Origin of the sequence: Burkholderia cepacia ATCC 25416 (assembly GCF_001411495.1) — a bacterium.
GTDB lineage: Bacteria > Pseudomonadota > Gammaproteobacteria > Burkholderiales > Burkholderiaceae > Burkholderia > Burkholderia cepacia.
The window spans coordinates 2,508,129-2,533,964 of sequence record NZ_CP012981.1 but is presented as its reverse complement, the minus strand read 5'-3'; the positions used below and the strand labels follow the sequence as shown (position 1 = coordinate 2,533,964).

The window sequence follows — 25,836 nt, the reverse complement described above, 5'->3', positions numbered from 1 at the left end:
CTGCTCCGCTCAATACGATTGCGATGAACTCTGTCCGCCGGACGATCCGTTGCCGTTCGTATTGACCGGCGACCCCATCGATTCCGGAATCTTGTGCTTGAACGATTCGAGATAGCGTTGATAGGAAAGCGATGCGGCATCGCCCAGTACCGGCAAGGCCGGGCCGGCCGCGCGCCCGTCACGCTGGAATGCAAGCAGCGCGTTGGTTGCATGACCGATTTCCGACGCGTCGGGCGCCAGCTGATCGCTATACGCCGCGGTTGCGGCCCCCATGAGCACGAGAAGCGCGACACCTTGGCACACGCGTGCCACGCGACCTGGATTCTTGTTGTTCGTCATGTCAGTTCCCCCTATGCCCTTTTCATTGTGCAAACCGCTGCAGCAAAGGCGCAGTCGGATCGAATCCCTGGATGTTCGCAACCGGCGACGGACGCTTCGCGACATTCGAGCCCGACACGTCGACCACGCTTCCCGAACCGGTCGGCGTCAAAACGGAAGCCGAAGCCGGTGACTGGGACGCACGACGCCAGGTACGTGCCGCCGTGGCAATCTTCGTCGCGTCGTTGCGGATATCGTTGCGAACGTCCATCGACAGCTTCTGCTGCGCCATCAGCTTCTGCGCATCGTGGGTTCGGCCCGAGGCGAGCAGGTATAGCACCAGGTTGCTGATGATCTTCGGATTGCTCTGGTCAAGCTCGGCCGCCTTCATCAGCGGAATGCGCGCCCCCTCGATATCGCCGCAACGCAGCTTCGCGTAAGCGAGATCCGAAAGCGTCGATGCATCGGTCGGCGCCAGCACGGTTGCCTGCGACAACGCCTGCGCGGCGCGCGGAAAATCGCCCGCGCCGCCGGCAATCAGCCCGAGCCCGCGATAGCCGCGCGCGGCGAGCGTTGTGTTGAGCAACTGCGTATAGACCGCAGTGCTCGCGGCAGGCTGGTCCGTCATGCGCAATGCATCGGCGCGCAGCAGGATCGTTTGCGGCGACGCACCGTACTGTTTCTCGTATGCGTCGATATGCGCCAGCGACGCGTAATACAGCCCTTGAGCCTGCATCCGCTCGATCAGGCCGAGATACATGCCCGGCGTATCCGGCGCCGCCTGCTTCTGCGCCGCCGCGTCCATCAGCGCCGCGCGTTCCGCCTGCGGGCCGACGCCGTACCCGCTTTCCTTGAATGCCGAGCACGCGCCGAGCAAGCCCACCATTGCCAACACGCCCACCACTTTCACAATTTCATCGATGCGTCTCATCTTGCTTCCTTTGCATCCCGGCATCAGGGCTGCGCCTGGCTCAGCGCGCGCAACACGGAGATCATTCCCGGTCCCGCCGTCACGATCAGCAGTGCCGGCAGCAACGTCAGGATCATCACGCCCGTCATCTTTACCGTCAGCTTGCCGATCCGTTCGCGCAGCATCGCACGGCGCGCCTCGCGCAACCGGTCGCCGAACTGCTTGAGCGGCTCCTGTACCGCGCCGCCGTGCTTGTCGACCTGGATCAGCAGCCGCACGATCGCACGCAGATCCTCGTTCTCGAAACCGGACGACAGCCGCTGCAGCGATTGCTCGCGCGTCCGGCCGGCAGCGAACTGCCGCTGGGCGATTTCCATTTCCAGCGACAGCACGGGCATCATCCCCTTGAAGTCGTTCGTCAGGACCTGGATGCTCTGGTCAAGCGACAATCCGACGCCTTGCAGCAAGCGAAGCATGTCGACCAGCAGCGGCAGTTCGTCGATCACCGCCTGCCGGCGCTGTGCAGCACGACGCCGCAGGTACAGCTTCGGCAACATGAAGCCGGTGACGAGCGCAATGCCCCCACCCGCCCGCCATTGCGCGCCGGTCAGTTGAGAGCCCATCAGCATGAGGAAAAGCAACGGCACGACAATCGCACAGGCGAGTCGCGCGCTCAGGAACAGTCCGCGGGTGCGCGTGTCGGCGTAGCCGCACTGCTCCAGCAGCAGCCGATCTTCGTCGGCGACAAGATACCGGCCCAGGCGGGTATCGAGCAGGCGCGCCCCGACCATCGACAGACGGTCCAGCCATTGCACAAGATACGATCGCCTGTCACCCGCATTCCGTCCTAACGGATTCTGCCGGGATTCATCGGACTCCTGTGCAGCGCGCGTACCCGCTGCCTCCAACGTCGCTGAGCGCCGCTCGAGCGCGCTGGCCAGCGTGCGATCGCTGCGCGTCTGCGCACTTGCGCGGCGTACTGCAAGCAGCGCCAGCAGCACGACGCCGAGTGCGCCGAGTGCCAGCGCGAGCGAACCGAGTTGATTGGCTGTCATGCCGTCACCTGAGCTTGGCCATGTGGTACAACCAGATCCCGCCCGCGAACTGCAGCATGAAGGCGATGAACAACAGCTGACGTCCCGTGTAATCGTTCCACATCGACTGGAGATAGAGCGGATTCGTCGCGATCACAAAGCTGCCGATCGCGATCGGCAACATGACCAGCACCCATGCGGACAGTCGCGTTTCCGACGACATCGCAGCCAGTTCCCGTTCGGCCTGCTCGAGATCGCGCATGAACGTCGACATCCGATCGAGCATGACGTCGGCGCGGCCGCCGTACCGGACCGAGAGCCGCAGCACCGAACCGACCAGTTCGAATTCCTTGGTTTGATAGACGCTCGCGATGTGTCCCATCGCACGATCGATCTCGACACCCGTGCGCAACATCCGCGATACGTGGTCCAGACAACCGCGCAACGGCGCCTCCGTCGTCAGCAGTGCCGCCTGGAACGCCGCCGGCACGCTGTTGCCGAGCGTGACGAGACGCACGATGCCGTCGAGAAACGACGGCAACTGGCGAACGATCGTCAGGCGACGCCGCTGAATGCGGGACACGAGCCAGAACACGAGCAGCGACGCGCCGCACACGAGCGCGGCGACGCAAGCCAGCCAGCCGCCCCGATTACCGGCGACGAGCCCGAGCGCGACCAACCCCAGCAGCGCGAGAAGCGCCTTGCCGCGCGCATCCTCGATGCCTGCACGGCTCGCCACGTTGACGAGGTATTCCGTACCGATCTCACGCCACTGCGCCCAGCGCGAAGCCGGCGCAGCGGACTGCGCGCGGGCCGCACCGGGCACAGACGCGACATTCTGGACCGGTCTCGCGTCAGGCTGAAGCGCACCCGCCGCTCGCGCGGCCGGCTCGATGCGGCTGTCGATGAAGCGCTGCACGTCGGCGCGGCCGCGTTTCACCTCGCCATGCCGCCACAGCATCAACGCGGCGGCAACGCAAAGGAGTGCCATTGCAAGCGCGCCAGCCATCAGGCTATACATTGAAACCCCCGCCGCCGCGGCCGAATCCGCCACCGAATCCGCCGCCACCGCTACCGCCAAAGCCCGCGGCCTGCAACGACTGACGGAAACGCGCGAGCTTCGGCGAATGCGGATGAATGCCGAGCGACTCCCAGTTGTCGACCTCTTCGCCCTCGGGTGTCACGCGGGCTTCGTAGCGATAGAGTTCCTGCGTCGCGATGATGTTGTCCGACAGGCCGGTCACTTCGGTAATCGAAAGAATCCGGCGTCGACCGTTCGACAGACGGCCGATCTGCACGATGAAGTCGATGGCATTCGCAATCTGCCGACGCAGGCTCGATTCCGTTCCCTGGAAACCTGCGAAACCGGCCAGCATCTCAAGACGATACAGACACTCGCGCGGCGAACTCGCGTGGACGGTGCCCATCGATCCGTCGTGCCCCGTATTCATCGCCTGCAGCATCTCGAGCACCTCGCCGCCGCGTACTTCGCCGACGATGATGCGATCCGGCCGCATCCGCAGCGTATTGCGCAGCAGGTCGCGGATCGTCACGACGCCGTTACCGTCGAAACCGCCCGGGCGGCTTTCGAGACGCACGACATGAGGGTGATTCAGCGACAGTTCTGCCGTGTCCTCGATCGTCACGACCCGCTCGTGCTCGGGAATGTAGAACGCCAGCGCGTTGAGCAGCGACGTCTTGCCGGAACTCGTGCCACCCGACACGAGGATGTTGCAGCGCGCCTCGACCGCCGCTTCCAGCAACGTACCGATCTCCGTATTGAACGTGCCGTTGGCGAGCAGGTCGGCAGGTTTCAGCGGGTCCTTGCGGAATTTCCGGATCGATACGACCGGCCCGTCGATCGACAGCGGCTCGATCACGACGTTGACGCGTCCGCCGTCCGGCAGCCGCGCGTCGACCATCGGGTTCGATTCGTCGAGACGTCGGCCGATCGGCGCGAGGATGCGGCGCACGATCCGCAGCAGGTGCGCGTTGTCGGTGAAACGGATCGGCAGCTTCGCCAGGATGCCGTGGCGCGACACGTAGATGTCGTTGTAGCCGTTGATCAGGATGTCCTCGACGTGCGGATCGGCGAGCAGATCCTCGATCGGACCGAACCCGGCGAGCTCTTTCGTCAGCGCCTCCGCGATCGCCCTGACCTCGGTCTCGTTCAGCGGAATGCGCCGTAGACGCACGAAGCTGTCGATTTCCAGATCGACGAACTGGTTGATCGCCTGGCGCGACCAGCGGCCGAATTCGGCGCCGAGTTCCTCGATGCGCGTCAACAGATGCTCGTGCGCGGCATTCTTGATGTCGTGAAACTGCTGCGACTGGGAGAACGGCGCTGCGCCGTCGGCAAATTGGATGTCGTGTGCCATCGCTTACGATCGCCTGGACGAAGGTTGAATGAAACGCTTGAGGGCGGACAGGCCCAATGCACCGCGCTGGCCGGCGGAGATCGGGCCGGCCAGTCGATCTGCGAGCGGCTCGAGAGCACGCACATACGGATCGCGTTCGGCCGTTTCGACGATCAGCCGCCCCTGATTGGCCGCCTGGCCGATGGCCACGCGACGCGCCGGCAGCGTCGCCAGCAGCGAAATGCCGAGCCGCTCTGCGATCTGGGCCGGTGTCAGGCTCAGCGTCGCGTCGTACTGGTTGACGACGAGACGAATCTTGCCGATGTCGACGCCCGCATCGCGCAGCCCTTCCAGCAGGTCCACTGCAGAGACGATCGATGCGACGCCCTGGTCGCACACGAGCCACGCTTCGTCGGCCACGGCAGTGATCTGCGCAACGAATTCATGATTCGTGAATCCGCCGAGATCGACGATCTGCTGGTCGAAGAACGCGCGCAACCGGTTCAACAGGCCGACGCAAGCCGCATACGACACGTCGCGCAGGTCGGCGAGATTGGGCGGCAAGGTGGTCAGCGCGACGCCGCTCGCGTGACGCGTCAGCGCCGTGTTGACGAAGGTCCGGTCGATGCGCCGCAGGTTGCGCACGGCTTCGACGAAATGGAATTCGCAGCGCGTGTTGAGGAACAGCGCACTGTCTCCCGCGGGAAGCCCGAGGTCGACCAGCGCCGTCTGCCGCGCGTGAGGCGCGGCGACTCCGAACGCAGGCGTGCCCGCTTCCGGGGTGCCCGAACCCGTACGCTTGTGCAGCCACACCGACAGATTCGCGGCGAGCGTGCTGACGCCCATCCCCGCGCGAGCGCCGAGCAACGCGACGAGTTTGCCGTGCCGGTTGGCCGGTTCGGTACCGGTATGCTCGAGCAACCCGCGGGTGATCCGCAAAGCGTCCTCGGCACTACCGGACACGTCGATGAAATCGCGTACGCCGGCCCGCAGTGCCGCAAGCGCGCTTTCCGGCTCCGAAAGCGTGCCGAGCGCGACGACCGGCAGGCCCGGATGGGCAAGCCGCACGGCGGCCGCAGCAGCGCTCGCCGCGCCCTGCGCACGAGAAAAATCGATGAAGACGATCGCAGGATTGAGCCCCGTGATGCGCTGGCTCAGCGCACCTGGGTCAAGCGACAACGCTTCCACCGTGCCGGCCGACACCAGTGTCTCGCCCAGCCAGCGGGCATGTTCATCCTGCTGCGATGCGCACACGAAATAATCGGTCACGGCAGGCTCAGCCAACGATAGGGTTCTCGCGTTCATGTTGAACACCCCCGGTTACATTTCGCGCGACATCTCGTCCCGCATTCATTTCGAAAATCCGGGCGCTGCATCGGGTGATGCGATACCGCCAAGATACGACCGCCACACCGGCCCATCACGCTGTTCGGACAGTTCGCCCGGCGTAGTCGGCAACGGCGCGCCCTTCGCGATCGGCGCAACGAGATGCGGCGTCACGATGATCACCAGCTCCTTGTCGTTCTGCTGATAATTCAGCGACTTGAAGAAGGCGCCAATGATCGGCAGATCGCCCAGGACCGGCACCTTGTTGATGTTCGACATCGTTTCGCGGTCGATCAGGCCGCCAATCACGAAGCTTTCCCCGTCACCCAGCTCGACCGTCGTATCGGCGCGACGGGTCGTGATCGCCGGCACCGATACGCTGTTGATCGTGACGCCATGCTGGAAGTCGAGTTGGCTCGATTCCGGCGCCACCTTGAGCGCGATGCGGCGCTGGCTCAGCACGGTCGGTGTCAGGGTGAGGCCGACGCCGTACTGCTTCCAGTCGATTGCCGTGGAGCCAAGCGCCTGCGGCACCGGCACGGGGATCTCGCCGCCGGCGAGGAAGCTCGCGCTTTGCCCGGACAACGCCACCAGGGTCGGCTGCGCAAGTACCCGGGCAAGGTTGTTCGCCTCGAGAATCGAAATATTGCCGAAGATGCCGCGGCCCGCCGAATTCACCACCAGGTTGAACGCGGACGCGATCGGAATGCCGGCAGTCGCCTGGAACGCCGCCGTTCCGCCACCAGTCACCGACTGGAGACCGCCCGGCGCAAATGCGCCGAATGCGAATCCGTTGCTTTGCTTGAAGAAATTCAGCCCGGCTTCCTTCAGCACCGAGCGGCTGAATTCGACGACCCGCACGTCGACTTGCACAACGCTCCGGTTACCGACTGTCGACGTATCGATCACGGTCGCATCTTTGCCGCCCATCCGCTTGCCGACTGCAACTGCCCGCTCATGCGCGTCGAGCGAAGCCGCCGAGCCCGACACGACAGCGGCACCGCCATACGCCTTCACGGACGGTCCCGCGCCGTCCAGCACGGCCTGCGCGGCCGCATCGACGACATTGACATTCCACACCGTCGGCTCGTCGCGCCCCCGCTCCCACAACATCACGTTCGTCGAACCGGGAGCCTTCGCAACCAGCAGTACGTTGCCGGCGCGACTGCCCTTCATGACCAGCACGTCGACGACCGAAGGATCGCCCACCGCGATCCGCTGCAACGTACGGCCGGTAGCGACCTGCCGCTGCGAGCCGACCGCAAGATCAATCGACCCGTTTGCGCCGGCAGCCTCGGCCAACACGGCGAAGGTCATGGCCCAGATGGCAATCGCGTATGCAATCAGTTTTTTTGTCATTGTTTCGGAGACCGTCGTACGGCCTTCTCCCTTCCGTTACTGCTGTCGATGACCGTGCTTGGATTGTCAATAAGCGACCGTTTCGGTCCGCCCACCCCGGATCACTTCAATGCTGCTTCCGCCTTCGCGCGCGACGATCGGCGCACGCGGGGCACGCGGCGGCGCCTGCACGCGGGGTGCGGTGCGCGCACGCCCACCCGACAGTTCATCGAGCCATACGCCGGCGGCCGCCTGGCCGGAAGGCGTCAGATCGCCGGCCGTGCGGATCGCAACCGTCTGTGTCGCGACCTCGTCGTCGCGCGGATTGCGGAGCGCGAGCGTCAGGCGGCCGCTCGCTTCCGCGAGCGTCAGTGCATCGACCTGTGCCGTCGGCACCGCGAGCACGGCGGTCCGTACCGCACCACCCGGGCCACCGCTACCGTCGCGGTCGGGCGTCGCGTCGCCGAACGACAGGATCCGCAGCTTCGACATCAGCAGTCGCGCCTGTGAATTGGGAATTTCCGATCCGGCTTGCGCCATCCCCGAGTTGTCGCGTCGCAAATTCAGGAACACGTCGACAAAGTTGCCGGGGCGCAACCGGTTTCCGACCGCATTCGTCTCGTCGACCTTGATGGCCACGGCCCGCTCGCCGGGCGCCACCTGGTTCGCCAACCCCGACGTCAAGCCGCCCTCGACGACCGGCGCGGCGGCAAGGATGTCGTTCGCCGGGATGCGACCGACCAGCAGCGACGGATCGCTGAATCCGCCAGTCGGCATCATCGGTGCCGACGCCAACTTCAGCGCATCGACCGGAATCGGTTGACCGGCCGGCAACAGACGCGTCGCCACGACCACCGGCACCGTCTGGACCATTGCCGCGGCAGGCACCGCGGCCGGCGGATGGGCCGGAGCGCGGCCGAGCATCCACGCATAGATTCCGAGCAGCACGGCGAGCGCAATCAGCAGCCCGGCGATGATCTTCGTCAAGTTGTTGCCCATGGTGAATGTTGAGTGCCGTAAATGTTGTTATGTCGACATGTGAACGCCGCTTGCGCCTGTTGCCGCGCACTGGCCGGCGTCCGTTTCATAAAATGGTCGCCGGATTGATCTGCACGGTTGCCGTGCCGGTCAACTGCGTCGGCGTAACGAGCCCGAGCAAGGGCAGCGACGGAACCAGCGGATTGGTCTTGTACGGATACGTCACCGTGACCGTCACGCAATACATGGTCGCGTCGTAACTGCATGCCCCCGACACGGGTGTCGGAATCTGGACGTTGGCCAGCCACGACGTCAGCCCGATCGCGGTCGACTGTGCCGCCTTCGCTCGATCGGTCAGCGCCTGCGCCCCCGACCCGTTGGACTCGTAGACATAATTCAGTGCCGTGCGCGCACCTTCGGTCGCAGCAAGCGTCAAGCCTTGCTGAACCGCGAAGATCAGCCCGAACGTCACGATCGCATACATGATCAGGAAGAACAGCGGAAACACCAGCGCGAACTCGACCGCCGTCGCCCCCTTCTGACGCCGCCATGACCGTAGCTGGTACTGTCGCTTCATTGCAGCCCCCCGGTAACGACGAGATAGGCCAACCATATCGCTGCCGGAGCGACAAGACAGGCTGCGTAAGGTGTTGCCCGCCGTGCGCCGAGCGAGAGCGTCGGCGAACCGCGCGACCACAGCGCGCCCAGCGACGTATGGGTCAGCGTCATCAGCGCGAGGACATGTATACCGGCCGCAAGACTGGCGACAACCCACAGCCATGGCAGTATCGACAAACCGCACCACGCGCCGAGAACCGCAAACACCTTTACGTCCGCCGCGCCCATGACGCGAAATGCAAAAAGCGGGAAAAAGCTCACGAAACCGACGAGCATGCCGATCAATGCCTGCTCGACTGAAACACGAAACGGATTTGCATCAACCAATGCGCTGCCAAGCGCCGCCAAAAGCCCGACGACGACAAGCGGATTCCGAACAAGCCGAAATCGAATATCACCGACGGCAACGAGCGTCGCCCAGGCAAAAAAAATGCTGGTGCTGAGAAGATGTGCCATATCGCGATCGACCGACCAAGTCGACGTAAGGGCGAGCGGTCCGCAAAAACGGACCGCTCGCCGCCCACCGGACTACCGAGGATCAGCCGCCCGGCAACGAACTGGCAATCGTGGAGAACAGCGTCGAGATCTTGGTGCCGATAGTGGTGACACTACCGATGATCAAGGCCGCAATCAGACCCGCAATCAGACCATACTCGATCGCGGTAACCCCGTCTTCTTCCTTAAGGAAGCGCTTGATGAGTGCTTTCATTTTATTCCTCGTGCCTGTATTTACGTTCTTTGGCCTTTTATACGTATACATCCCCGCATATCCGGCCGGTTGCCCCGCGCTGTTCGCCACATCTGCTGTAACGACAACCAGGTGCACTTTCTTTATAGATTGCCCCGAGGGGCATGGCTCACCATTTGATGCAAGTTAACATTCGCGATAGCAACCCTCCTCGAACGTTGTGTACCGAACCGTACATTTCCTTACATCTGCTCCGGATTCTATATCCGATCCTATTTAAGTTCCAACCTCTTTTAACGACTTGGATCGAAAAAAATGACCGTGAGCACAGCGTATTTGTACGGCGTTTCGGTACGACTTACACATAGGATTTACGATAGGTTAGATGTGCACACCTAATCCACCTGTAAAACAGTTGCCTCGTCCACCAAGCCTGCGCGGCCTCCCACGTTACGTCGCACGCGTAACGCCAATGTTGTGACGTTACGTTACGAAACGATCGAAATCGTTCTCATTCGTCTGCACTTAAACAGATTCAACAATCTTTCAATTCCCATAACTTCCTTTTCCGACAAGGAATTGCCCCGTTTAAAACCTGTTGCCGAACCGTCGGGCATCGAAATGGCACGACAGTTGCAGAGTAGTCCTCGCACCACTCAACACAACGCAGTTCACAACACATTTTAATGCGAGGACAAAATGGACATTAAGGTTATCCCTCATGGCGTGTTCCGGACGACTCTGATCGCGGCCACCGTTGCAGCCATGCTTTCCCTCTCCGCGTGCGGCGGCTCGGGTTCCATCAGCCAGGGTCTTGGCGGCGGCTCGAGCTCGGGCGGCGGCGATACGATCTCCACGTCCGGCACGAGCGGCACATCGGGTACGAGCGGCACCAGCGGCACCTCGGGTACGAGCGGTACGTCCGGCACAAGCGGGACCTCCGGTACCAGCGGTACGTCGGGCACGAGCGGCACGTCCGGTACTTCCGGCACGTCGGGCGTGTCGTCGAACCCAGTGGGAACTGTCCTCGCAAGCAGCAGCAACATCTTGACGGGTGTCGGCGGAACCGTCTCGGGCCTCGGTTCCGTCATCGGCAGCCAGACGCTGCCGGGCGTCAACCCGGCCACCACACAAGCCGCGGGCGGCATCGTGCAAAGCGTCGGCGGCGCAGTGACCGCACTCGGCAATGGCCTCGGCAACGGTCTCGGCCAGCTCGGCGCGACGAAGGATCCGGTCGGCACCACGCTCGCCAGCACGGGTGGCGTGGTCAACCAGCTCGGCAGCGCAGTCACGCAAACGGGGACCCTGGTCTCGAGCCTCGGCAGCGGCCCGCTCTCGCCGCTCGCACCGGTCACGGGCGCCGTCGGCGGCCTCGTGTCGACGCTCGGCGGTGCCGTCTCGAACGGCGGCAACACCCTCACCAACGCACTGTCGACCGGCCCGATCCAGCAGGTCACGCAGACGGTCAGCTCGGCCATCACGCCGATCACGACGATGGTCGGCCAGACGACCCAGACGATCGGCACGGCAACCGGCCTCGGCGCGCCCGTCAACACGCTGCTCGGCACGGTCGGCAACGGCCTGAACCAGGCCGGCGCCCTGCTCGCGTCGACGGGCGGCAACCCCGTCACGACCGGTCTTGGCAACACGGTCTCGTCGACGGGCAACACCGTGAAGGCCGTCGGCGGCCTGCTCACCGGCGGCACCGGCGGCGTAACCAACCCGCTCGCGCCGCTCACCGGCCTCGTCTCGACGGTCACCGGCGCACTCGGCGGCGCAACGGGCGGCGGCAGCGGCCCGCTCGCACCGGTCACCGGTCTCGTCTCGACGGTCACGGGCGCACTCGGCGGTGCAACGGGTGGCAGCGGCGGTCCGCTCGCACCGGTCACCGGTCTCGTCTCGACGGTCACGGGCGCACTCGGCGGCGCAGCAGGCGGCAGCGGCGGCCCGCTCGCTCCGGTCACGGGTCTCGTCTCGACGGTCACGGGCGCGCTCGGCGGCGCAACAGGTGGCAGCGGTGGCCCGCTCGCCCCGGTCACCGGTCTCGTCTCGACGGTCACGGGTGCACTCGGCGGCGCAACAGGTGGCAGCGGCGGCCCGCTCGCGCCGGTCACCGGTCTGCTCGGTACCGTGACGGGCGCCCTCGGCAGCGCAACAGGCGGCGCCGGCGGCAGCAGCCCGCTCGCCCCGGTGACGAACGTCGTGTCCACGGTAACGAGCGCGGTCGGCGCCCCGGCATTGACCGGCGGCACGGGCGCCGTCACGAACTCGGGCTCGGCGTCGAATCCGCTCGCACCGGTCACGTCGCTGATCGGCGGCCTGCTCGGTGGCACGCACGGCAAGTAAACCAACATCCATCAATCGACAAGACAGCGAGGAGTCAATCATGTCCCAGCAACGTTCTCTCACGACAGCCGCCCTGCACCAGTGGCGCGTGCCCCTCACGGCCTTCGCCGCAGCCTGCCTGCTGGCCGCCTGCGGCGGCGGCGGCGTGAGTTCGCCGCCGACCAGCAGCAACAACAACCCCAGCAGCACGAGCGGTACACCGAGCACGAGCGGCACCAGCGGCACGTCCACCGGCACCAAGGGCGTCGTCAGCACGGTTGGCCAGACGGCCACCGACCTCGGCAGCACGGTCGGCAACATCACCGTGCCCGGCCTCGGCGACGGTGTGACGAAGGGCGTCGGCAGCACGCTCTCCAGCACGGGCACGATCGTCGGCGCAGCTGCCGATGCCGTGAGCAACGGGCTGGGACAGATCGGTACGACTAAGGATCCGGTCGGCACGACCGTCGCAGGCCTCGGCAACGTGGTCGGCGCGACGAGCAACACGGTGTCCGGCCTGAGCTCGACGGTCAAGGCGCTCGGCACGGGGCAACTCGCGCCGCTCGCGCCCGTCACGACCCCGGTCGGCACCGTGCTCGACACGGTGGCCAATGGCCTGACGGCTGCCGGCACGACGATCGGCTCGACGCTGTCGTCGGGCGCCGTGCAGCAAGTGACGCAGCCGCTCAGCTCGGCGATCACGCCGCTCGTGATCACCGCGGGCCAGATCACGCAACAGGTCGGCACGACGACCGGCCTCGGCCAACCCGTCTCGGGCCTGCTCGGCCAGGTCGGCGGCGCGATCAGTTCGGCCGGCAAGCAAGTTGGCGGCACATCGAGCCAGCCGCTCGTCGGCGACGTCGGTCAACTCGTGACGGCGGTCGGCAACACCGTGACCAACGCGGGCGGCCTCGTCAACCCGAACGGCCCGAACGGCGCGGCGCCGATCCCCGGCCTGATCACGAGCCTCGTCGGCGGCTCGACGGCGACCGTGCAGAACGGCACGTCGTCGGGTTCCGGCTCGACGAATCCGCTCGGCGGCCTGCTGTCGGGTCTCGGCTCGACGCCACTCGGCTCGCTCACGGGTGCACTCGGCGGCGCGACCGGCGGTTCGGGCAGCAGCCCGCTCGCGCCCGTCACGGGCCTCGTCTCCACCGTTACCGGCGCGCTGAGCGGTGCGGCGGGCGGTAGCGGCGGCCCGCTCGCCCCCGTCACGAATCTCGTGTCGACGGTCACGGGCACGCTCGGCGGCGCAGCGGGTGGCGCAGGCAGTGCAAACCCTCTCGCGCCTGTCACCGGTTTGCTGAATACTGTCACCGGAGCAGTTGGCGGCGCAGCGGGATCCGGGGGAGCGAGCCCGCTCGCGCCGGTCACGTCGCTGGTCGGCAGCGTCACGGGAACGGCAACGTCGGGCGGCGGCTCGACGGGCCTGCTGGCACCGGTAACGGGGTTGCTGGGTACGCTGGGTAGCGTTGGCAAGTAAGGAGGACGGTCGCACCTTCGCAGCCGGAGCGGATGGTGCGACCGTACAAACACAACCGGCATTGCGGCACGCGGCGCGCGGCACCTTGGTGTCGCGCGCCGGCATTACAAAGAAGACGAAAAGCAAGGCCTACGAGGAAGAACAATGAAATCCAGACTCGACAGATGGATGATGCTGCTCGCCGCCATCGCGGCAGCCAGCACGGCACAGGCACAAACGCGCGTCGGCGGTAACCCGCTCGACTCCCTGCCCCAGATCAACGCGCCGAAAACCGGCCCGAACGTAACCGTGCAGGTCGCGCCCCAGGCGCCGCAACTGCAGGAGTTGCTGTCGCGCCACCTGACACCGACGACATTCCAGGTCGAAGGCGTAAAGTCGGTACCGTTCGAGGAAATCTCGCGTCGCTTCACCCCCCTCGTCGGCAAGGACATCACGATCGGCGATCTGATCGAAACCGCCAACGGCGTGACGAAGCTTTACCAGGAACGCGGTTACGCGCTGTCGTTCGCGTTTGTTCCCGCGCAGACGTTCGAGAACGGTGTCGTGCGCATCACGGTTGTTGAAGGTTATGTGTCGGACGTCAAGGTCACCGGCAAGCCCGGGGCAATGGAATCGAAGATTCGCGCGATCGCAGCGCATATCACCGACGATCGCCCGCTGCGCCGCGCAACGTTCGAGCGCTACGTGAACACGTTCGGCCTCTTGCCCGGCCTCACGGTGAAGGCGAACGTACCACCGCCGCAAACCACCGACGGCGCCACGACGCTCGAACTTGCCGTCGACCGCAAGGCATTCAACGTCAGCACCGGTATCGATTTCAACCACCCGGGCGTACAGGGCCTCATCACCGCGACCGAAAACGGCCTCACGAAGTTCGGCGAGCAGCTGAGCATCTCCGCACTGGCGCCGCCGGGGCGTGACAAGCAGACCTACTTCGCGTTCAGCGGCGCGGTGCCTGTCGGCAGCAGCGGCCTGATCACGCGCCTCGATGCAAGCACCTATCGCGGCAAGCCTACTGACAATCCGGGCCTGCCGTCGTCCGTCGAACGCACCGTCAAGAACGAGAAGCTTGGTCTTTCGGCATCCTATCCGATACTGCTGAACAACCAGCGCAGCCTGCTCGGCACTGTGTCGGGTTATGCCGCACACAACGAAGACCGCTACCAAAGCCAGATCAACGGCAATACCCTCGAAAACCGGTCACAGGTCCGCGTGATGCAATTGCAGCTCGACTACACGAGCGTCGAACCGAAGCAGGTGCGAAAACTGAGCGTCAACGTCGCCAAGGCATTCGACATCCTCGGTGCATCGAAATCGCAGACTGGCGTGGTTAACGGTGTGGGGTTTACATACGCCGACCCGACGTCGCTGACCTTCGTCCGTACCGGCGCGACCTTCACGCAAACCAACGAATGGCCGTTCCGGATCGGCACGTCAGTCTCGCTGACCGGGCAATACAGCCCTGACTCACTGCCGACGTCCGAGCAGATCTCGTTCGGCTCGACGCGCTACGCGCTCGGCTATCAGCCGGGCGAAGCGTCGGGCGACTCGGGATGGGGGATGTCGCTGGAGGTCAACCGCGGCTTCACGCCGGGCTGGACGTATATGAAGTCCGTGACGCCGTACATCGCCTACGACATGGCGCGTGTGTACCTGCATTCAGGCACGCCGTCGCCCAACCGCATGTCGTCGGTCGGCATCGGTGTGCGTTTCACGGACAGCCGCTTCTACAGCCTCGACCTGAACGTCGCGAAGCCGGTGGGTGACGCGCCAGTCGAAAGCGCATCACGCAGCCCGCGCATCAACGCCGCATTCTCGTATCAGCTCAACTGATCGGTCACCAAACAGCCCGCGCCATGCGGGCTGTTTCGATTAGAGTCCCCTCTATCAAACGTGGCGCGCGGTTTCACGTATTCTGGCGAAGCTCGCAACATGCCCGCCCCATGCAGACGGTCGTGCGGGCAAATCGAACACGACATGCAAAACAAGGAGGACGACAATGATTCAACTGACCCGCCCGTTGCGTGCAATCGCCATCACCGGCGCACTGCTGGCTTGCGCCGCCCCCACGTTCGCACAGGCAGACAGCCCCATCGGTATGTGGCAGACGATCGACGACAACACCCATCAGCCGAAGGCACTCGTGCAGATCGCCGAGGACGGCGACGGTGCGCTGACCGGCAAGGTCGTCAAGGGCCTCGGCGCGAACGATACGCCTGATCGCCGCTGCACCGCCTGCACGGACGAGCGCAAGGATCAGCTCATCAAGGGCATGACGATCATCAAGGCGATGAAGAAGGAAGGCGACCACTGGGACGGCGGCAACATTCTCGACCCGGAGAACGGCAAGGTCTACAAGTGCAAGATGACGCTTGAAGACGGCGGCCAGAAACTCGTCGTGCGCGGTTATATCGGCGTATCGCTGCTCGGCCGTTCGCAGACCTGGGTTCGCCAACAATAACGCGGCGCGCGCTGAAACGCGCGGCTTTATGAAAAAACCGGCCTGACGAATTCATCGTCAGGCCGGTTTTCTTTTGGTGCGCGCGTCGGCACAAACAACGCAGTAAACAGCGGACATCAGGCTGCGTGCTTCATCGCATCCGGCGCATAACTGCTCGGTGAGCGACCCACGGGTACCACGCCGCTACGCGCTTCCGCCGCCTTCGATTGCGTATGCTTGCGCATCCGCACCGACAATTCGTTGCACAGGTTCACGCCCGAGTCGCCGTAGAGTTCACGCATCACGCTCATCAGCGTGCCCGTCTCATGCCAGACCTTGAAGCGGCGATGGCACGTCTGATACGAAGGGTAACGGCGCGGCATCGCCGACCACGTTGCGCCGCTGTAGATGACCCAGAGCACGCCGTTCATCACGGCACGGGTATTGGCCAGCGGCCGACCGCGCAACTCGGTGCGCGGCTGCATTTCGGGCAGAAGCGGCGCGACGCGGCGCCACTCGTGGTCGGTCAGATCGCGATACGGTGTCATGGACATCTCCAGCCTTGGTAACCATGACACAACGATATCGGCTCACCTCAACCGTGAATATAAGACAAGTCCGAAAATACCCCGAGATCGCCTGAATTTGACCGGAATTGACGTTTGAATACCGCCAATTGCCGGAAATCGCACTCAGGTCAGCGACGTATCGACGATGCGGCGCGGCGTTTCGAGATACTCCTTCGACTGCATCTCGACGATGCGCGAGACCGTACGCGCAAACTCGTTGGCCATCGGACCTTCGACGTACAGCTGCTCCGCCGGCACCGCCGCGGACATCAGCAGCTTGACCTTGTGGTCGTACAGCACGTCGATCAGCCACGTGAAGCGGCGCGCCTCGGACGCCATCCGCGGCGACATCTGCGGCACCTCGGACAGCACGATCGCGTGGAACCGGCTCGCGAGTTCGAGATAGTCGTTCTGCGAGCGCGGGCCGCCGCACAGCGTCGCGAAATCGAACCACACGACGCCGTCCGCCTTGCGCAGCGCCTTCAGCTCGCGCTTCTCGATATGCAGGAGCGGGCTTTCATCGGGTACCGCCGCGAGCTTGCCGAACGCATGGCGCAGTTCGCGATCGGCGTCCGCGCCGAGCGGCGTGTGATACATCTTCACCTGCGCGAGCGTGCGCTGGCGATAATCGACGCCCGCGTCGACGTTCAGCACGTCGAGCTTGTCCTTGATCAGCGCAATCGCCGGCAGCATGCGGTCGCGATGCAGACCGTCCGGATACAGGTCGTCGGGATCGTAGTTGGACGTCATCACGAACTGCACGCCGTTGTTGAACAGACGGTCGAGCAGACGGTACAGGATCATCGCATCGGCAATGTCCGACACGTGGAACTCGTCGAAGCAGATCAGACGGTAGCGCTTCGCGATACGCCGCGCGAGTTCGTCGAGCGGATCGGCCTGCCCTTTCAGTTCCTCGAGCTCGCGGTGTACCTCGCGCATGAATTCGTGGAAATGCAGGCGCGTCTTGCGCTGCACGGGCACGACCGCGTAGAAGCTGTCCATCAGGAAGCTCTTGCCGCGACCGACGCCGCCCCACATGTAGACGCCGCGCGGGAGGTCGGGATGATTGATGAGCTTCTTGAATGCGTTCGAGCGGCGCGCCTTGTACTCGACCCACTCGTCGAAACATTGCTGCAGGCGATCGACGGCCGCGCGCTGCGCGGGATCGGACTGATAGCCGCGCGTGGTCAGCTCGCGCGTGTAGTATTCGGTGACGTTCATCGGGCAAACCGGAAAAAACGAAGGCGGACGGGAAACCCCGCCCGCCTTCGTCATGAGACGGCTGCGCCGGCCGATGGCCGGCCGGCGCTATACCGCGCTCAGCTGTTCAGCGAGCGCTTGTCGACGGCGAGCGCCGCTTCGCGCATCACTTCCGACATCGACGGGTGCGGATGGCAGATACGGGCGATGTCTTCCGACGCCGCCTTGAATTCCATCGCCACCACGGCTTCCGCGATCAGGTCCGACGCGTTCGCGCCGATCACGTGCACGCCGAGCAGTTCGTCGGTCTTCGCATCCGCGATCATCTTCACGAAACCGTCCGGCGCGTTCATGCCGAGCGCGCGGCCGTTGATCGAGAACGGGAACTTGCCCGACTTGATCTCGCGGCCTTCCGCCTTCAGCTGCTGCTCCGTCTTGCCGACCCATGCGATTTCCGGGTACGTGTAGATCACCCACGGAATGCAGTTGTAGTCGATGTGCGGCTTCTGGCCGTCGATCACTTCCGCGACCAGCACGCCTTCGTCTTCCGCCTTGTGCGCGAGCATCGGGCCGCGCACCACGTCGCCGATCGCGTAGACGTTCGGCACCGCCGTGCGGCAGTGGTCGTCCACGTCGATGAAGCCGCGCTCGTTCGCCTTCAGGCCGATTGCCTCGAGGCCGAGGTTGTCGGTGTTCGGCACGCGGCCGACCGACACGATCAGGCGGTCGGCGTCGAGCGTCTGCGCGTTGCCGTCCTTGTCCGTGTAAGCGATCGACACGCCGTCGGCGGTCGTCTTCACTTCGCCGATCTTCACGCCGAGATGGATGTCGAGGCCCTGCTTCTTGAACAGCTTGGCCGCTTCCTTCGCGAGCGCTTCGTCGGCTGCGCCGAGGAATGCCGGCAGCGCTTCGAGCACCGTCACTTCGGCACCCAGGCGACGCCACACCGAGCCGAGCTCGAGGCCGATCACGCCTGCGCCGATCACGGCGAGCTTCTTCGGCACCGAGTCGAACGTCAGCGCACCTTCGTTGTCCGACACGATCTTGTTGTCGACCGGGATGCCCGGCAGGTGACGCGCCTTCGAGCCCGTCGCGATGATCACGTTCTTCGCGGTGACGACTTCGGATTCACCCTCGCCGCTCACTTCGATCTGCACGCCGGCGTCGGTCTTGCCGGTGAACTTGCCATGGCCCTTCAGCCAGGTGATCTTGTTCTTCTTGAACAGGAACTCGATCCCGCTCGTCATCTTCTCGACGATCGCGTCCTTGCGGCCGAGCATCTTCGCGACGTCGATCTTCACGCCGTCGACCGTGATGCCGTGGTCGGTCAGGTGATGCGACGCGTTCTCGAACTCTTCCGACGACGCGAGCAGCGCCTTCGACGGGATGCAGCCGACGTTCAGGCAGGTGCCGCCGAGCTTCAGCGCGCCGGCCGGGTTCTTCCACTTCTCGATACAGGCAACGGTCTTGCCGAGCTGCGCGGCGCGAATCGCGGCGATGTAGCCGCCGGGGCCGGCGCCGATCACGACGACGTCAAATTCCTTGGACATGACAATCCTTTCTACTTGTACGCCTGCACGTTCGCGCGCGGGCGCGAACGTGCAGAACGGGTCGATGCAGTGAGACTCGGCTTACAGGTCGAGCAGCAGGCGTGCCGGATCTTCCAGCGCATCCTTCATCGCGACGAGCGACAGCACGGCTTCGCGGCCGTCGATGATGCGGTGGTCGTACGACAGCGCGAGGTAGTTGATCGGACGGATCACGATCTGGCCGTTTTCAACGACCGGACGCTCCTTCGTCGCGTGCACGCCGAGGATTGCCGATTGCGGCGGGTTGATGATCGGGGTCGACAGCATCGAGCCGAACACGCCGCCGTTCGAGATCGAGAACGTACCGCCCGTCATTTCCTCGATCGACAGCTTGCCGTCCTTGGCCTTCTGGCCGAATTCGGCGATCTTCTTCTCGATCTCGGCGAGGCTCAGCTGATCCGCGTTGCGCAGGATCGGCACGACGAGGCCACGCGGCGAGCCGACGGCGATACCGATGTCGAAGTAGCCGTGGTAGACGATGTCGTTACCGTCGATCGACGCGTTCACGAGCGGGAACTTCTTCAGTGCGTGGACAGCGGCCTTCACGAAGAACGACATGAAGCCGAGCTTCACGCCGTGTTCCTTCTCGAACTTGTCCTTGTACTTGTTGCGCAGCTCCATGACCGGAGCCATGTTGACTTCGTTGAACGTCGTCAGGATCGCGTTGGTCTGCTGCGATTCGAGCAGACGCTCGGCGATACGCGCACGCAGACGCGACATCGGCACGCGCTGTTCCGGACGGTCGTTGAGCCACGTCGTCGCCGACGCCGGCACCTTCACTTCCGGCAGCGACGGCTTCGCCGCGGCCTTTGCCGGTGCGGCAGCCGGAGCGGCCTTCGGTGCGCTGCCTGCGGCCAGCGCGTCGCCCTTCGTGACGCGGCCGTCGCGGCCCGAACCTGCGACGTCGCCTGCCGACAGGCCCTTCTCGGCCAGCAGCTTCGATGCGGCCGGCGATGCCGTAGCCGAGCTCGATGCCGTTGCGGTAGCCGGCTGTGCTGCCGGTGCGGCTGCAGCAGGCACTGCGGCCGGCTTGACTTCGGCCGCGCCCGCCGCGGCTTCGGCTGCACCTGCCTTCGCTTCCGTATCGATCGTAGCGATCAGTTGATCGGCAACGACGGTGTCACCGTCGTTCTGCAGCACTTGCGCGAGCACGCCCGCGGCCGGTGCCGGCACTTCGAGCACGACCTTGTCGGTCTCGAGTTCGATCAGGATTTCGTCCTGCGCGACTGCTTCGCCCGGCTTCTTCTTCCACTGCAGCATGGTGGCTTCCGAAACCGACTCCGAAAGCTGGGGGACTTTGACTTCTACGATAGCCATGTGATTTTCCTGGATGCTTAATCTGGGGTGTGACGAGGTTCGTGCGATTCCTTCGGCCGGTGCGGCGCGCAGCGCGCCCGGCGGGCCAAAGGAGACGGGAAAGCGCGCTGCGCCTTCCCGTTTCGCTTCCGTCGGTTATTTCGCGATCGATGCGCTCTTCAGGCGGCCGAAAGCACCTTCGATGAGGGCCTTCTGCTGCTCGTAGTGCTTCGCGTAGTAGCCAACCGCCGGCGAGGCCGAAGCCGGACGGCCGCTGTATGCCAGCTTCTGCCCTTCCTTCATGCCTTCCTTCAGGTGGTGCTCGACGTAGAACCAGGGGCCCTGGTTCTGCGGCTCGTCCTGCACCCAGACCACTTCAGTCGCGTTCTCGTACTTCTTCATTTCAGCTTCGAACTGCTTGTGCGCGAACGGATACAGCTGCTCGATACGGATGATCGCGACGTCGTTCGCCTTCGCTTCGCGGCGATGTGCGACGAGGTCGTAATACACGCGGCCCGAGCATGCCAGCACGCGCTTGACCTTCTTCGCGTCGATGCCGCCGTCGGTTTCGCCCAGCACCGGCTGGAACGAACCCTTCGCGAGCTCCGACAGGTCCGACACGGCTTCCTTGTGGCGCAGCAGCGACTTCGGCGTTGCGACGATCAGCGGCTTGCGGAACAGGCGGATCATCTGGCGACGCAGCAGGTGGAAAATCTGCGCCGGCGTCGTCGGTTGAACGACCTGCATGTTGTGATCGGCACACAGCTGCAGGAAACGCTCGATACGCGTCGACGAGTGTTCCGGACCCTGGCCTTCGTAGCCGTGCGGCAGCAGCATCGTCAGACCCGACACGCGACCCCACTTCACTTCGCCCGACGAGATGAACTGGTCGATCACGACCTGCGCACCGTTGACGAAGTCGCCGAACTGGGCTTCCCACAGCACGAGCGTGTTCGGCTCGGCGGTCGAGTAACCGTATTCGAAGCCCAGCACCGCTTCTTCCGACAGCACCGAGTCGATCACCGTGAACTTCGCCTGACCGTCGGCGATGTTCTGCAGCGGCACGTACGTGCCGTCGTTCCAGCGCTCGCGGTTCTGGTCGTGCAGCACCGCGTGACGGTGCGTGAACGTGCCGCGGCCCGAGTCCTGACCCGTCAGGCGCACCGAGTAGCCCGATGCGACGAGCGACGCGAACGCGAGGTGTTCACCCATGCCCCAGTCGAGCGGCTGGTCGCCACGCGCCATGTTGCGGCGGTCGTTGATCACGCGCTCGACGAGCGGGTGAACCTTGAAGTTTTCCGGGACCGTCGTGATGCGTTCGCCCAGGCGCTTCAGTTCGGCGAGCGGCACGGCCGTGTCGGCTGCATCCGTCCACTTGCGGTTCAGGAACGGAACCCAGTCGACCGCGTACTTGCTCTTGTAGTTCGACAGGACCGGATCGACCGTGTGGTGACCGTCGTCCATCGCCTTGCGGTACGCCTTCACGTAGTTGTCGGCGTCTTCCGCGGTGATCACGCCCTGCTGCACGAGCTTCTCGGCGTACAGCGCACGGGTGCCCGGGTGCTGTGCGATCTTCTTGTACATCAGCGGCTGCGTGACCGCCGGCGTGTCCTGCTCGTTGTGACCCAGCTTGCGGAAGCAGACGATGTCGATCACGACATCCTTGTGGAACTGCATCCGGTAGTCGATCGCGATCTGCGTCGCGAGGATCACGGCTTCCGGATCGTCGCCGTTCACGTGCAGCACCGGCGCCTCGATCATCTTGACGACGTCGGTACAGTACAGCGTCGAGCGCGCGTCGCGCGGGTCGGACGTCGTGAAGCCGATCTGGTTGTTGATGACGATGTGCAGCGTGCCGTGCGTGCCGTAACCGCGCGTCTGCGCGAGGTTCAGCGTTTCCATCACGACGCCCTGGCCAGCGAAGGCCGCGTCGCCGTGGATCTGCACCGGCAGCACCTGCAGGCCGTCTTCGTCGCCGCGACGGTCCATCCGCGCCTTCGCGGAACCTTCGACCACCGGGTTCACGATTTCGAGGTGCGACGGGTTGAACGCGAGCGACAGGTGGACCGGGCCGCCTTCCGTCGACACGTCCGACGAGAAGCCCTTGTGGTACTTCACGTCACCTGCCGGCAGGTCGTCGACGTGCTTGCCTTCGAATTCGGCGAACAGGTCGGCCGGCATCTTGCCCAGCGTGTTGACCAGCACGTTCAGACGGCCGCGGTGCGCCATGCCGATGATGATTTCCTGCACGCCGCGCTTGCCCGCGTGCTGGACGACTTCGTCCATCGCCGCGATGAAGCTTTCGCCGCCTTCGAGCGAGAAGCGCTTCTGGCCGACGTACTTGGTATGCAGGTAACGCTCGAGGCCTTCGGCGGCCGTCAGGCGATTCAGGATGTGCTTCTTCTCGTCTGCCGAGAAGTTCGGCGTCGCACGGGTCGATTCCAGACGCTCCTGCCACCAGCGCTTCTGTTCCGGGTCGCTGATGTACATGTACTCGGCGCCGATCGTGCCGCAGTACGTGTCACGCAGGCCCTTGACGATGTCGCGCAACGAAGCCTGGTCGAAACCGAAGTACAGGTTGCTTGCGCTGTACGTCTGGTCGAGGTCGCCTTCGGAGAAGTCGTAGAACGCGGGTTCGAGTTCGGGAATGGCGGGACGTTCGCGACGCTTCAGGGGATCGAGATTGGCCCATTGCGAGCCAAGGAAGCGATAAGCGCTGATGAGGGACTGCACGTGCACTTGCTTGCGCGCTGCAGCAAGGTTGGTGCTGCTTTCGCGCGGGATGAAGGCATTGGCCTTCGCACGCTCGGCGAACGATTCGACGATCGGGAAATGAGCGACGTCATTGGCATTCGAGCCGTCCGTTGCAGGCACGTTCTGCAGCGCGTCGAAATACTCTCGCCAGTTCTCCGGCACCGATGCCGGATTGTTGAGGTATGCATCGTACAGTTCTTCAACGTACGAAGCATTGCCGCCGAACAGATAGGAGTTCAGCTGAAACTGCTTCATTACATCTGACATTTTACGCTCACCTTTCTTCGAGCTTCTCGAGAAATAGCGGGTTACTCAACCTTCCGCGACACGGCCTGACCGTTTAGCGGATTGCGAATCAAGTCTTGCTTGGAAGGACCTAAAACTTGCGTGCGCGCAGCATATCACAGAACCGATACCGGAGTTCACGGCGAAATGTGCCTGAAAGCACCGCTCGACGGGGTTTTGCCGGATTGCCACAACCCGCGGGAACAGTGTTTTGCAGCGCCCCCGATTGCACATCGGGCAGATGCAAAAAAGGCCACCCGAAGGCGGCCTTTCTCGTCCTGCACGGGAACGATCGATGCTTAGTCGACCGCGCCTTCGCGGCTCGCGCGGCGACGCTCGTGCTCCTTCAGGAAGCGCTTGCGCAGGCGGATCGACTGCGGCGTCACTTCGACGAGCTCGTCGTCGTCGATGAATTCGACCGCGTACTCGAGCGACATCTGGACCGGCGGCACCAGGCGCACGGCTTCGTCGGTGCCCGACGCGCGCACGTTGGTCAGCTGCTTGCCCTTGATCGGGTTCACGACGAGGTCGTTGTCACGGCTGTGGATGCCGATGATCATGCCCTCATAGAGCGCATCGCCCGGCTTCACGAACATGCGGCCGCGATCCTGCAGCTTCCACAGTGCGTAGGCCACGGCAGCACCGTCGTCCTGCGAGATCAACACGCCGTTGCGGCGCTCGAAGACCGAACCATCCTTGACCGGTGCGTACGAGTCGAAGATGTGGCTCATCAGGCCCGTGCCGCGCGTGAGCGTCAGGAATTCGCTCTGGAAGCCGATCAGGCCACGCGCCGAGATCTTGTACTCCAGACGCGTGCGGCCACGGCCGTCCGATGCCATGTCGAGCATCTCGCCCTTGCGGCGGCCGAGCTCTTCCATCACGCCACCCTGGTGCTCGTCCTCGACGTCGACGGTCAGCAGTTCGTACGGCTCGTGACGCACGCCGTCGATTTCCTGCATCACGACGCGCGGACGCGACACGGCCAGCTCATAGCCTTCACGGCGCATGTTCTCGACGAGAATCGTCAGGTGCAGTTCGCCGCGGCCCGACACTTCGAACACCGTTTCGTCGCCGGTGTCCTTCACGCGCAGCGCGACGTTGTGGTTCAGTTCCTTCATCAGGCGGTCGCGGATCTGGCGGCTCGTGACGAACTTGCCTTCGCGGCCGGCGAGCGGCGACGAATTGACGAGGAAGTTCATCGTCAGCGTCGGCTCGTCGACGGTGATCATCGGCAGCGCTTCCGGCGTATCGACCGCGCAGATCGTTGCGCCGATGCCGACGTCTTCAATACCGTTGATCAGCACGATGTCGCCCGCTTCGGCGGATTCGACCTGCACGCGCTCGAGGCCCGTGAACGACAGCACCTGGTTGATCTTGCGGTTCAGCACTTCGCCTTCCGGGCCGAAGCGCATCGCGACCGGCTGGCCCGGCTTGATGCGACCGCGCGTGATGCGGCCGACGCCGATCCGGCCGACGTACGTCGAATAGTCGAGCGACGTGATCTGCAGTTGCAGCGGCGCGTCCGGATCCGCCGGACGGACCGGCACGTGCTCGAGGACTGCCTCGAACAGCGGGCGCATGTCGCCTTCGCGCGCGGCCGGGTCGAGCGACGCATAGCCGTTCAGGCCCGATGCGTAGACGATCGGAAAATCGAGCTGCTCTTCGGTTGCGCCGAGCTTGTCGAACAGGTCGAAGGTCTGGTTGATGACCCAGTCGATCCGCGCACCCGGACGGTCGATCTTGTTGACGATGACGATCGGCTTCAGGCCGAGCGCCAGCGCCTTCTTCGTGACGAAGCGCGTCTGCGGCATCGGGCCCTCGACCGCGTCGACGAGCAGCAGCACCGAGTCGACCATCGACAGCACACGCTCCACCTCGCCGCCGAAGTCCGCGTGCCCCGGCGTGTCGACGATGTTGATGTGCGTGCCTTCGTACTCGACCGCGCAGTTCTTCGCGAGAATCGTGATCCCGCGCTCTTTTTCGATGTCGTTCGAGTCCATCACCCGCTCCGCAACCTGCTGGTTCTCGCGGAAGGTGCCGGACTGGCGGAGCAGTTGGTCGACGAGCGTGGTCTTGCCGTGGTCGACGTGGGCGATGATGGCGATATTGCGAAGGGCGCGGGTCATAGAAACCTGGAAATCGTTTGAACGCGCAAAAGCGCCCGCTCGTTTTTCACGGGCGCGCGCATTGCAGCTTGGAAAGCCGCAAATTATAGCACGTGAGAATGTCGGTAACCGACGGGCACGTTGCAACGCAGCAGGCAGGCCGGCGCACCCTCCTCTCGAACGCGCCAATCCGTCGAAGCCCGTGTCGCCGTCGGGCACAAAA

At 64.3% G+C, this 25,836-nt stretch carries 21 protein-coding genes; 4 read left to right on the top strand and 17 right to left on the bottom strand.

Annotation, left to right across the window (positions count from 1 at the left end):
• Positions 1-9 precede the first annotated feature (9 nt).
• The 11 genes from APZ15_RS11470 to APZ15_RS11420 form a co-directional block, all read right to left on the bottom strand.
• Positions 10-372, bottom strand: a complete 363-nt coding sequence (locus APZ15_RS11470; RefSeq protein WP_370448725.1) for a DUF3613 domain-containing protein — start codon at positions 370-372, stop codon at positions 10-12.
• Complete coding sequence (locus APZ15_RS11465) at positions 362-1,249, bottom strand: tetratricopeptide repeat protein (protein ID WP_027787664.1); 888 nt, start codon at positions 1,247-1,249, stop codon at positions 362-364. The genes APZ15_RS11470 and APZ15_RS11465 overlap by 11 nt, the downstream gene beginning before the upstream one ends.
• A 23-nt stretch (positions 1,250-1,272) precedes the next feature.
• The gene (locus tag APZ15_RS11460; RefSeq protein ID WP_027787665.1) at positions 1,273-2,283 is read right to left on the bottom strand and encodes a type II secretion system F family protein; all 1,011 of its coding nucleotides are present in this window, start codon (positions 2,281-2,283) and stop codon (positions 1,273-1,275) included.
• A gap of 4 nt (positions 2,284-2,287) precedes the next feature.
• A complete protein-coding gene (locus APZ15_RS11455) occupies positions 2,288-3,283 on the bottom strand; it encodes a type II secretion system F family protein (protein ID WP_027787666.1) in 996 nt (331 codons plus the stop codon).
• Positions 3,276-4,640 carry a TadA family conjugal transfer-associated ATPase gene (locus APZ15_RS11450; protein WP_027787667.1) on the bottom strand — a complete coding sequence of 455 codons (1,365 nt, stop codon included), beginning with the start codon at positions 4,638-4,640 and terminating at the stop codon, positions 3,276-3,278. The genes APZ15_RS11455 and APZ15_RS11450 overlap by 8 nt, the downstream gene beginning before the upstream one ends.
• Positions 4,641-4,643: 3 nt before the next feature.
• Positions 4,644-5,924 carry a fimbrial protein gene (locus tag APZ15_RS11445; protein ID WP_027787668.1) on the bottom strand — a complete coding sequence of 427 codons (1,281 nt, stop codon included), beginning with the start codon at positions 5,922-5,924 and terminating at the stop codon, positions 4,644-4,646.
• A gap of 45 nt (positions 5,925-5,969) precedes the next feature.
• Positions 5,970-7,304 (bottom strand): type II and III secretion system protein family protein, encoded by a 1,335-nt coding sequence (locus APZ15_RS11440; RefSeq protein WP_027787669.1) that lies wholly within the window; start codon positions 7,302-7,304, stop codon positions 5,970-5,972.
• A gap of 66 nt (positions 7,305-7,370) precedes the next feature.
• On the bottom strand, positions 7,371-8,282 hold the full coding sequence (cpaB, locus tag APZ15_RS11435) for a Flp pilus assembly protein CpaB (RefSeq protein WP_027787670.1): 912 nt from the start codon (positions 8,280-8,282) through the stop codon (positions 7,371-7,373).
• A gap of 85 nt (positions 8,283-8,367) precedes the next feature.
• On the bottom strand, positions 8,368-8,838 hold the full coding sequence (locus tag APZ15_RS11430; protein ID WP_027787671.1) for a TadE/TadG family type IV pilus assembly protein: 471 nt from the start codon (positions 8,836-8,838) through the stop codon (positions 8,368-8,370).
• Positions 8,835-9,335: an A24 family peptidase gene (locus APZ15_RS11425; RefSeq protein WP_027787672.1), complete on the bottom strand. Its 501-nt coding sequence runs from the start codon at positions 9,333-9,335 to the stop codon at positions 8,835-8,837. Before APZ15_RS11425 ends, APZ15_RS11430 begins: the two co-directional genes overlap by 4 nt.
• Positions 9,336-9,417: 82 nt before the next feature.
• The gene (locus APZ15_RS11420; protein WP_027787673.1) at positions 9,418-9,588 is read right to left on the bottom strand and encodes a Flp family type IVb pilin; all 171 of its coding nucleotides are present in this window, start codon (positions 9,586-9,588) and stop codon (positions 9,418-9,420) included.
• A 678-nt stretch (positions 9,589-10,266) separates the two neighbouring features.
• On the opposite strand from APZ15_RS11420, the gene APZ15_RS11415 reads away from it, so the two are divergent.
• The 4 genes from APZ15_RS11415 to APZ15_RS11400 all read left to right on the top strand — a co-directional run bounded on the left by APZ15_RS11415 (position 10,267) and on the right by APZ15_RS11400 (position 15,836).
• Positions 10,267-11,913, top strand: coding sequence for a collagen-like triple helix repeat-containing protein (locus APZ15_RS11415; protein ID WP_057056456.1), 1,647 nt, complete (start codon positions 10,267-10,269; stop codon positions 11,911-11,913).
• A gap of 40 nt (positions 11,914-11,953) precedes the next feature.
• A complete protein-coding gene (locus APZ15_RS11410; protein ID WP_027787675.1) occupies positions 11,954-13,375 on the top strand; it encodes a collagen-like triple helix repeat-containing protein in 1,422 nt (473 codons plus the stop codon).
• 144 nt (positions 13,376-13,519) lie between these two features.
• Positions 13,520-15,208 carry a ShlB/FhaC/HecB family hemolysin secretion/activation protein gene (locus APZ15_RS11405; RefSeq protein ID WP_027787676.1) on the top strand — a complete coding sequence of 563 codons (1,689 nt, stop codon included), beginning with the start codon at positions 13,520-13,522 and terminating at the stop codon, positions 15,206-15,208.
• A 166-nt stretch (positions 15,209-15,374) separates the two neighbouring features.
• A complete protein-coding gene (locus tag APZ15_RS11400) occupies positions 15,375-15,836 on the top strand; it encodes a DUF2147 domain-containing protein (protein ID WP_027787677.1) in 462 nt (153 codons plus the stop codon).
• Positions 15,837-15,952: 116 nt separating this feature from the next.
• Here APZ15_RS11400 and APZ15_RS11395 read toward each other — a convergent pair whose 3' ends face one another.
• The 6 genes from APZ15_RS11395 to typA all read right to left on the bottom strand — a co-directional run bounded on the left by APZ15_RS11395 (position 15,953) and on the right by typA (position 25,634).
• Positions 15,953-16,363 (bottom strand): transposase, encoded by a 411-nt coding sequence (locus tag APZ15_RS11395; RefSeq protein WP_027787678.1) that lies wholly within the window; start codon positions 16,361-16,363, stop codon positions 15,953-15,955.
• Between the two features lie 144 nt (positions 16,364-16,507).
• Positions 16,508-17,605: a cell division protein ZapE gene (gene zapE / locus APZ15_RS11390; RefSeq protein WP_027787679.1), complete on the bottom strand. Its 1,098-nt coding sequence runs from the start codon at positions 17,603-17,605 to the stop codon at positions 16,508-16,510.
• Between the two features lie 98 nt (positions 17,606-17,703).
• Positions 17,704-19,134, bottom strand: coding sequence for a dihydrolipoyl dehydrogenase (gene lpdA / locus APZ15_RS11385; RefSeq protein ID WP_027787680.1), 1,431 nt, complete (start codon positions 19,132-19,134; stop codon positions 17,704-17,706).
• A gap of 81 nt (positions 19,135-19,215) precedes the next feature.
• Complete coding sequence (gene odhB / locus APZ15_RS11380; RefSeq protein ID WP_027787681.1) at positions 19,216-20,490, bottom strand: 2-oxoglutarate dehydrogenase complex dihydrolipoyllysine-residue succinyltransferase; 1,275 nt, start codon at positions 20,488-20,490, stop codon at positions 19,216-19,218.
• Positions 20,491-20,625: 135 nt separating this feature from the next.
• Positions 20,626-23,490 carry a 2-oxoglutarate dehydrogenase E1 component gene (locus tag APZ15_RS11375; RefSeq protein ID WP_027787682.1) on the bottom strand — a complete coding sequence of 955 codons (2,865 nt, stop codon included), beginning with the start codon at positions 23,488-23,490 and terminating at the stop codon, positions 20,626-20,628.
• A 317-nt stretch (positions 23,491-23,807) separates the two neighbouring features.
• Positions 23,808-25,634, bottom strand: a complete 1,827-nt coding sequence (typA, locus tag APZ15_RS11370; RefSeq protein WP_027787683.1) for a translational GTPase TypA — start codon at positions 25,632-25,634, stop codon at positions 23,808-23,810.
• Positions 25,635-25,836 lie beyond the last annotated feature (202 nt).

Bases quoted from the DNA above. Each gene is read 5' to 3' on its own strand.
- APZ15_RS11460 (WP_027787665.1), bottom strand. From the start codon at position 2,283: ATGACAGCCAATCAACTCGGTTCGCTCGCGCTGGCACTCGGCGCACTC.
- APZ15_RS11405 (WP_027787676.1), top strand. From the start codon at position 13,520: ATGAAATCCAGACTCGACAGATGGATGATGCTGCTCGCCGCCATCGCG.
- APZ15_RS11415 (WP_057056456.1), top strand. From the start codon at position 10,267: ATGGACATTAAGGTTATCCCTCATGGCGTGTTCCGGACGACTCTGATC.
- APZ15_RS11410 (WP_027787675.1), top strand. From the start codon at position 11,954: ATGTCCCAGCAACGTTCTCTCACGACAGCCGCCCTGCACCAGTGGCGC.
- APZ15_RS11395 (WP_027787678.1), bottom strand. From the start codon at position 16,363: ATGACACCGTATCGCGATCTGACCGACCACGAGTGGCGCCGCGTCGCG.
- zapE (WP_027787679.1), bottom strand. From the start codon at position 17,605: ATGAACGTCACCGAATACTACACGCGCGAGCTGACCACGCGCGGCTAT.
- APZ15_RS11425 (WP_027787672.1), bottom strand. From the start codon at position 9,335: ATGGCACATCTTCTCAGCACCAGCATTTTTTTTGCCTGGGCGACGCTC.
- APZ15_RS11450 (WP_027787667.1), bottom strand. From the start codon at position 4,640: ATGGCACACGACATCCAATTTGCCGACGGCGCAGCGCCGTTCTCCCAG.
- APZ15_RS11400 (WP_027787677.1), top strand. From the start codon at position 15,375: ATGATTCAACTGACCCGCCCGTTGCGTGCAATCGCCATCACCGGCGCA.
- APZ15_RS11455 (WP_027787666.1), bottom strand. From the start codon at position 3,283: ATGTATAGCCTGATGGCTGGCGCGCTTGCAATGGCACTCCTTTGCGTT.
- lpdA (WP_027787680.1), bottom strand. From the start codon at position 19,134: ATGTCCAAGGAATTTGACGTCGTCGTGATCGGCGCCGGCCCCGGCGGC.
- APZ15_RS11465 (WP_027787664.1), bottom strand. From the start codon at position 1,249: ATGAGACGCATCGATGAAATTGTGAAAGTGGTGGGCGTGTTGGCAATG.
- APZ15_RS11430 (WP_027787671.1), bottom strand. From the start codon at position 8,838: ATGAAGCGACAGTACCAGCTACGGTCATGGCGGCGTCAGAAGGGGGCG.
- APZ15_RS11445 (WP_027787668.1), bottom strand. From the start codon at position 5,924: ATGAACGCGAGAACCCTATCGTTGGCTGAGCCTGCCGTGACCGATTAT.
- APZ15_RS11440 (WP_027787669.1), bottom strand. From the start codon at position 7,304: ATGACAAAAAAACTGATTGCATACGCGATTGCCATCTGGGCCATGACC.
- APZ15_RS11375 (WP_027787682.1), bottom strand. From the start codon at position 23,490: ATGTCAGATGTAATGAAGCAGTTTCAGCTGAACTCCTATCTGTTCGGC.
- typA (WP_027787683.1), bottom strand. From the start codon at position 25,634: ATGACCCGCGCCCTTCGCAATATCGCCATCATCGCCCACGTCGACCAC.
- APZ15_RS11420 (WP_027787673.1), bottom strand. From the start codon at position 9,588: ATGAAAGCACTCATCAAGCGCTTCCTTAAGGAAGAAGACGGGGTTACC.
- odhB (WP_027787681.1), bottom strand. From the start codon at position 20,490: ATGGCTATCGTAGAAGTCAAAGTCCCCCAGCTTTCGGAGTCGGTTTCG.
- cpaB (WP_027787670.1), bottom strand. From the start codon at position 8,282: ATGGGCAACAACTTGACGAAGATCATCGCCGGGCTGCTGATTGCGCTC.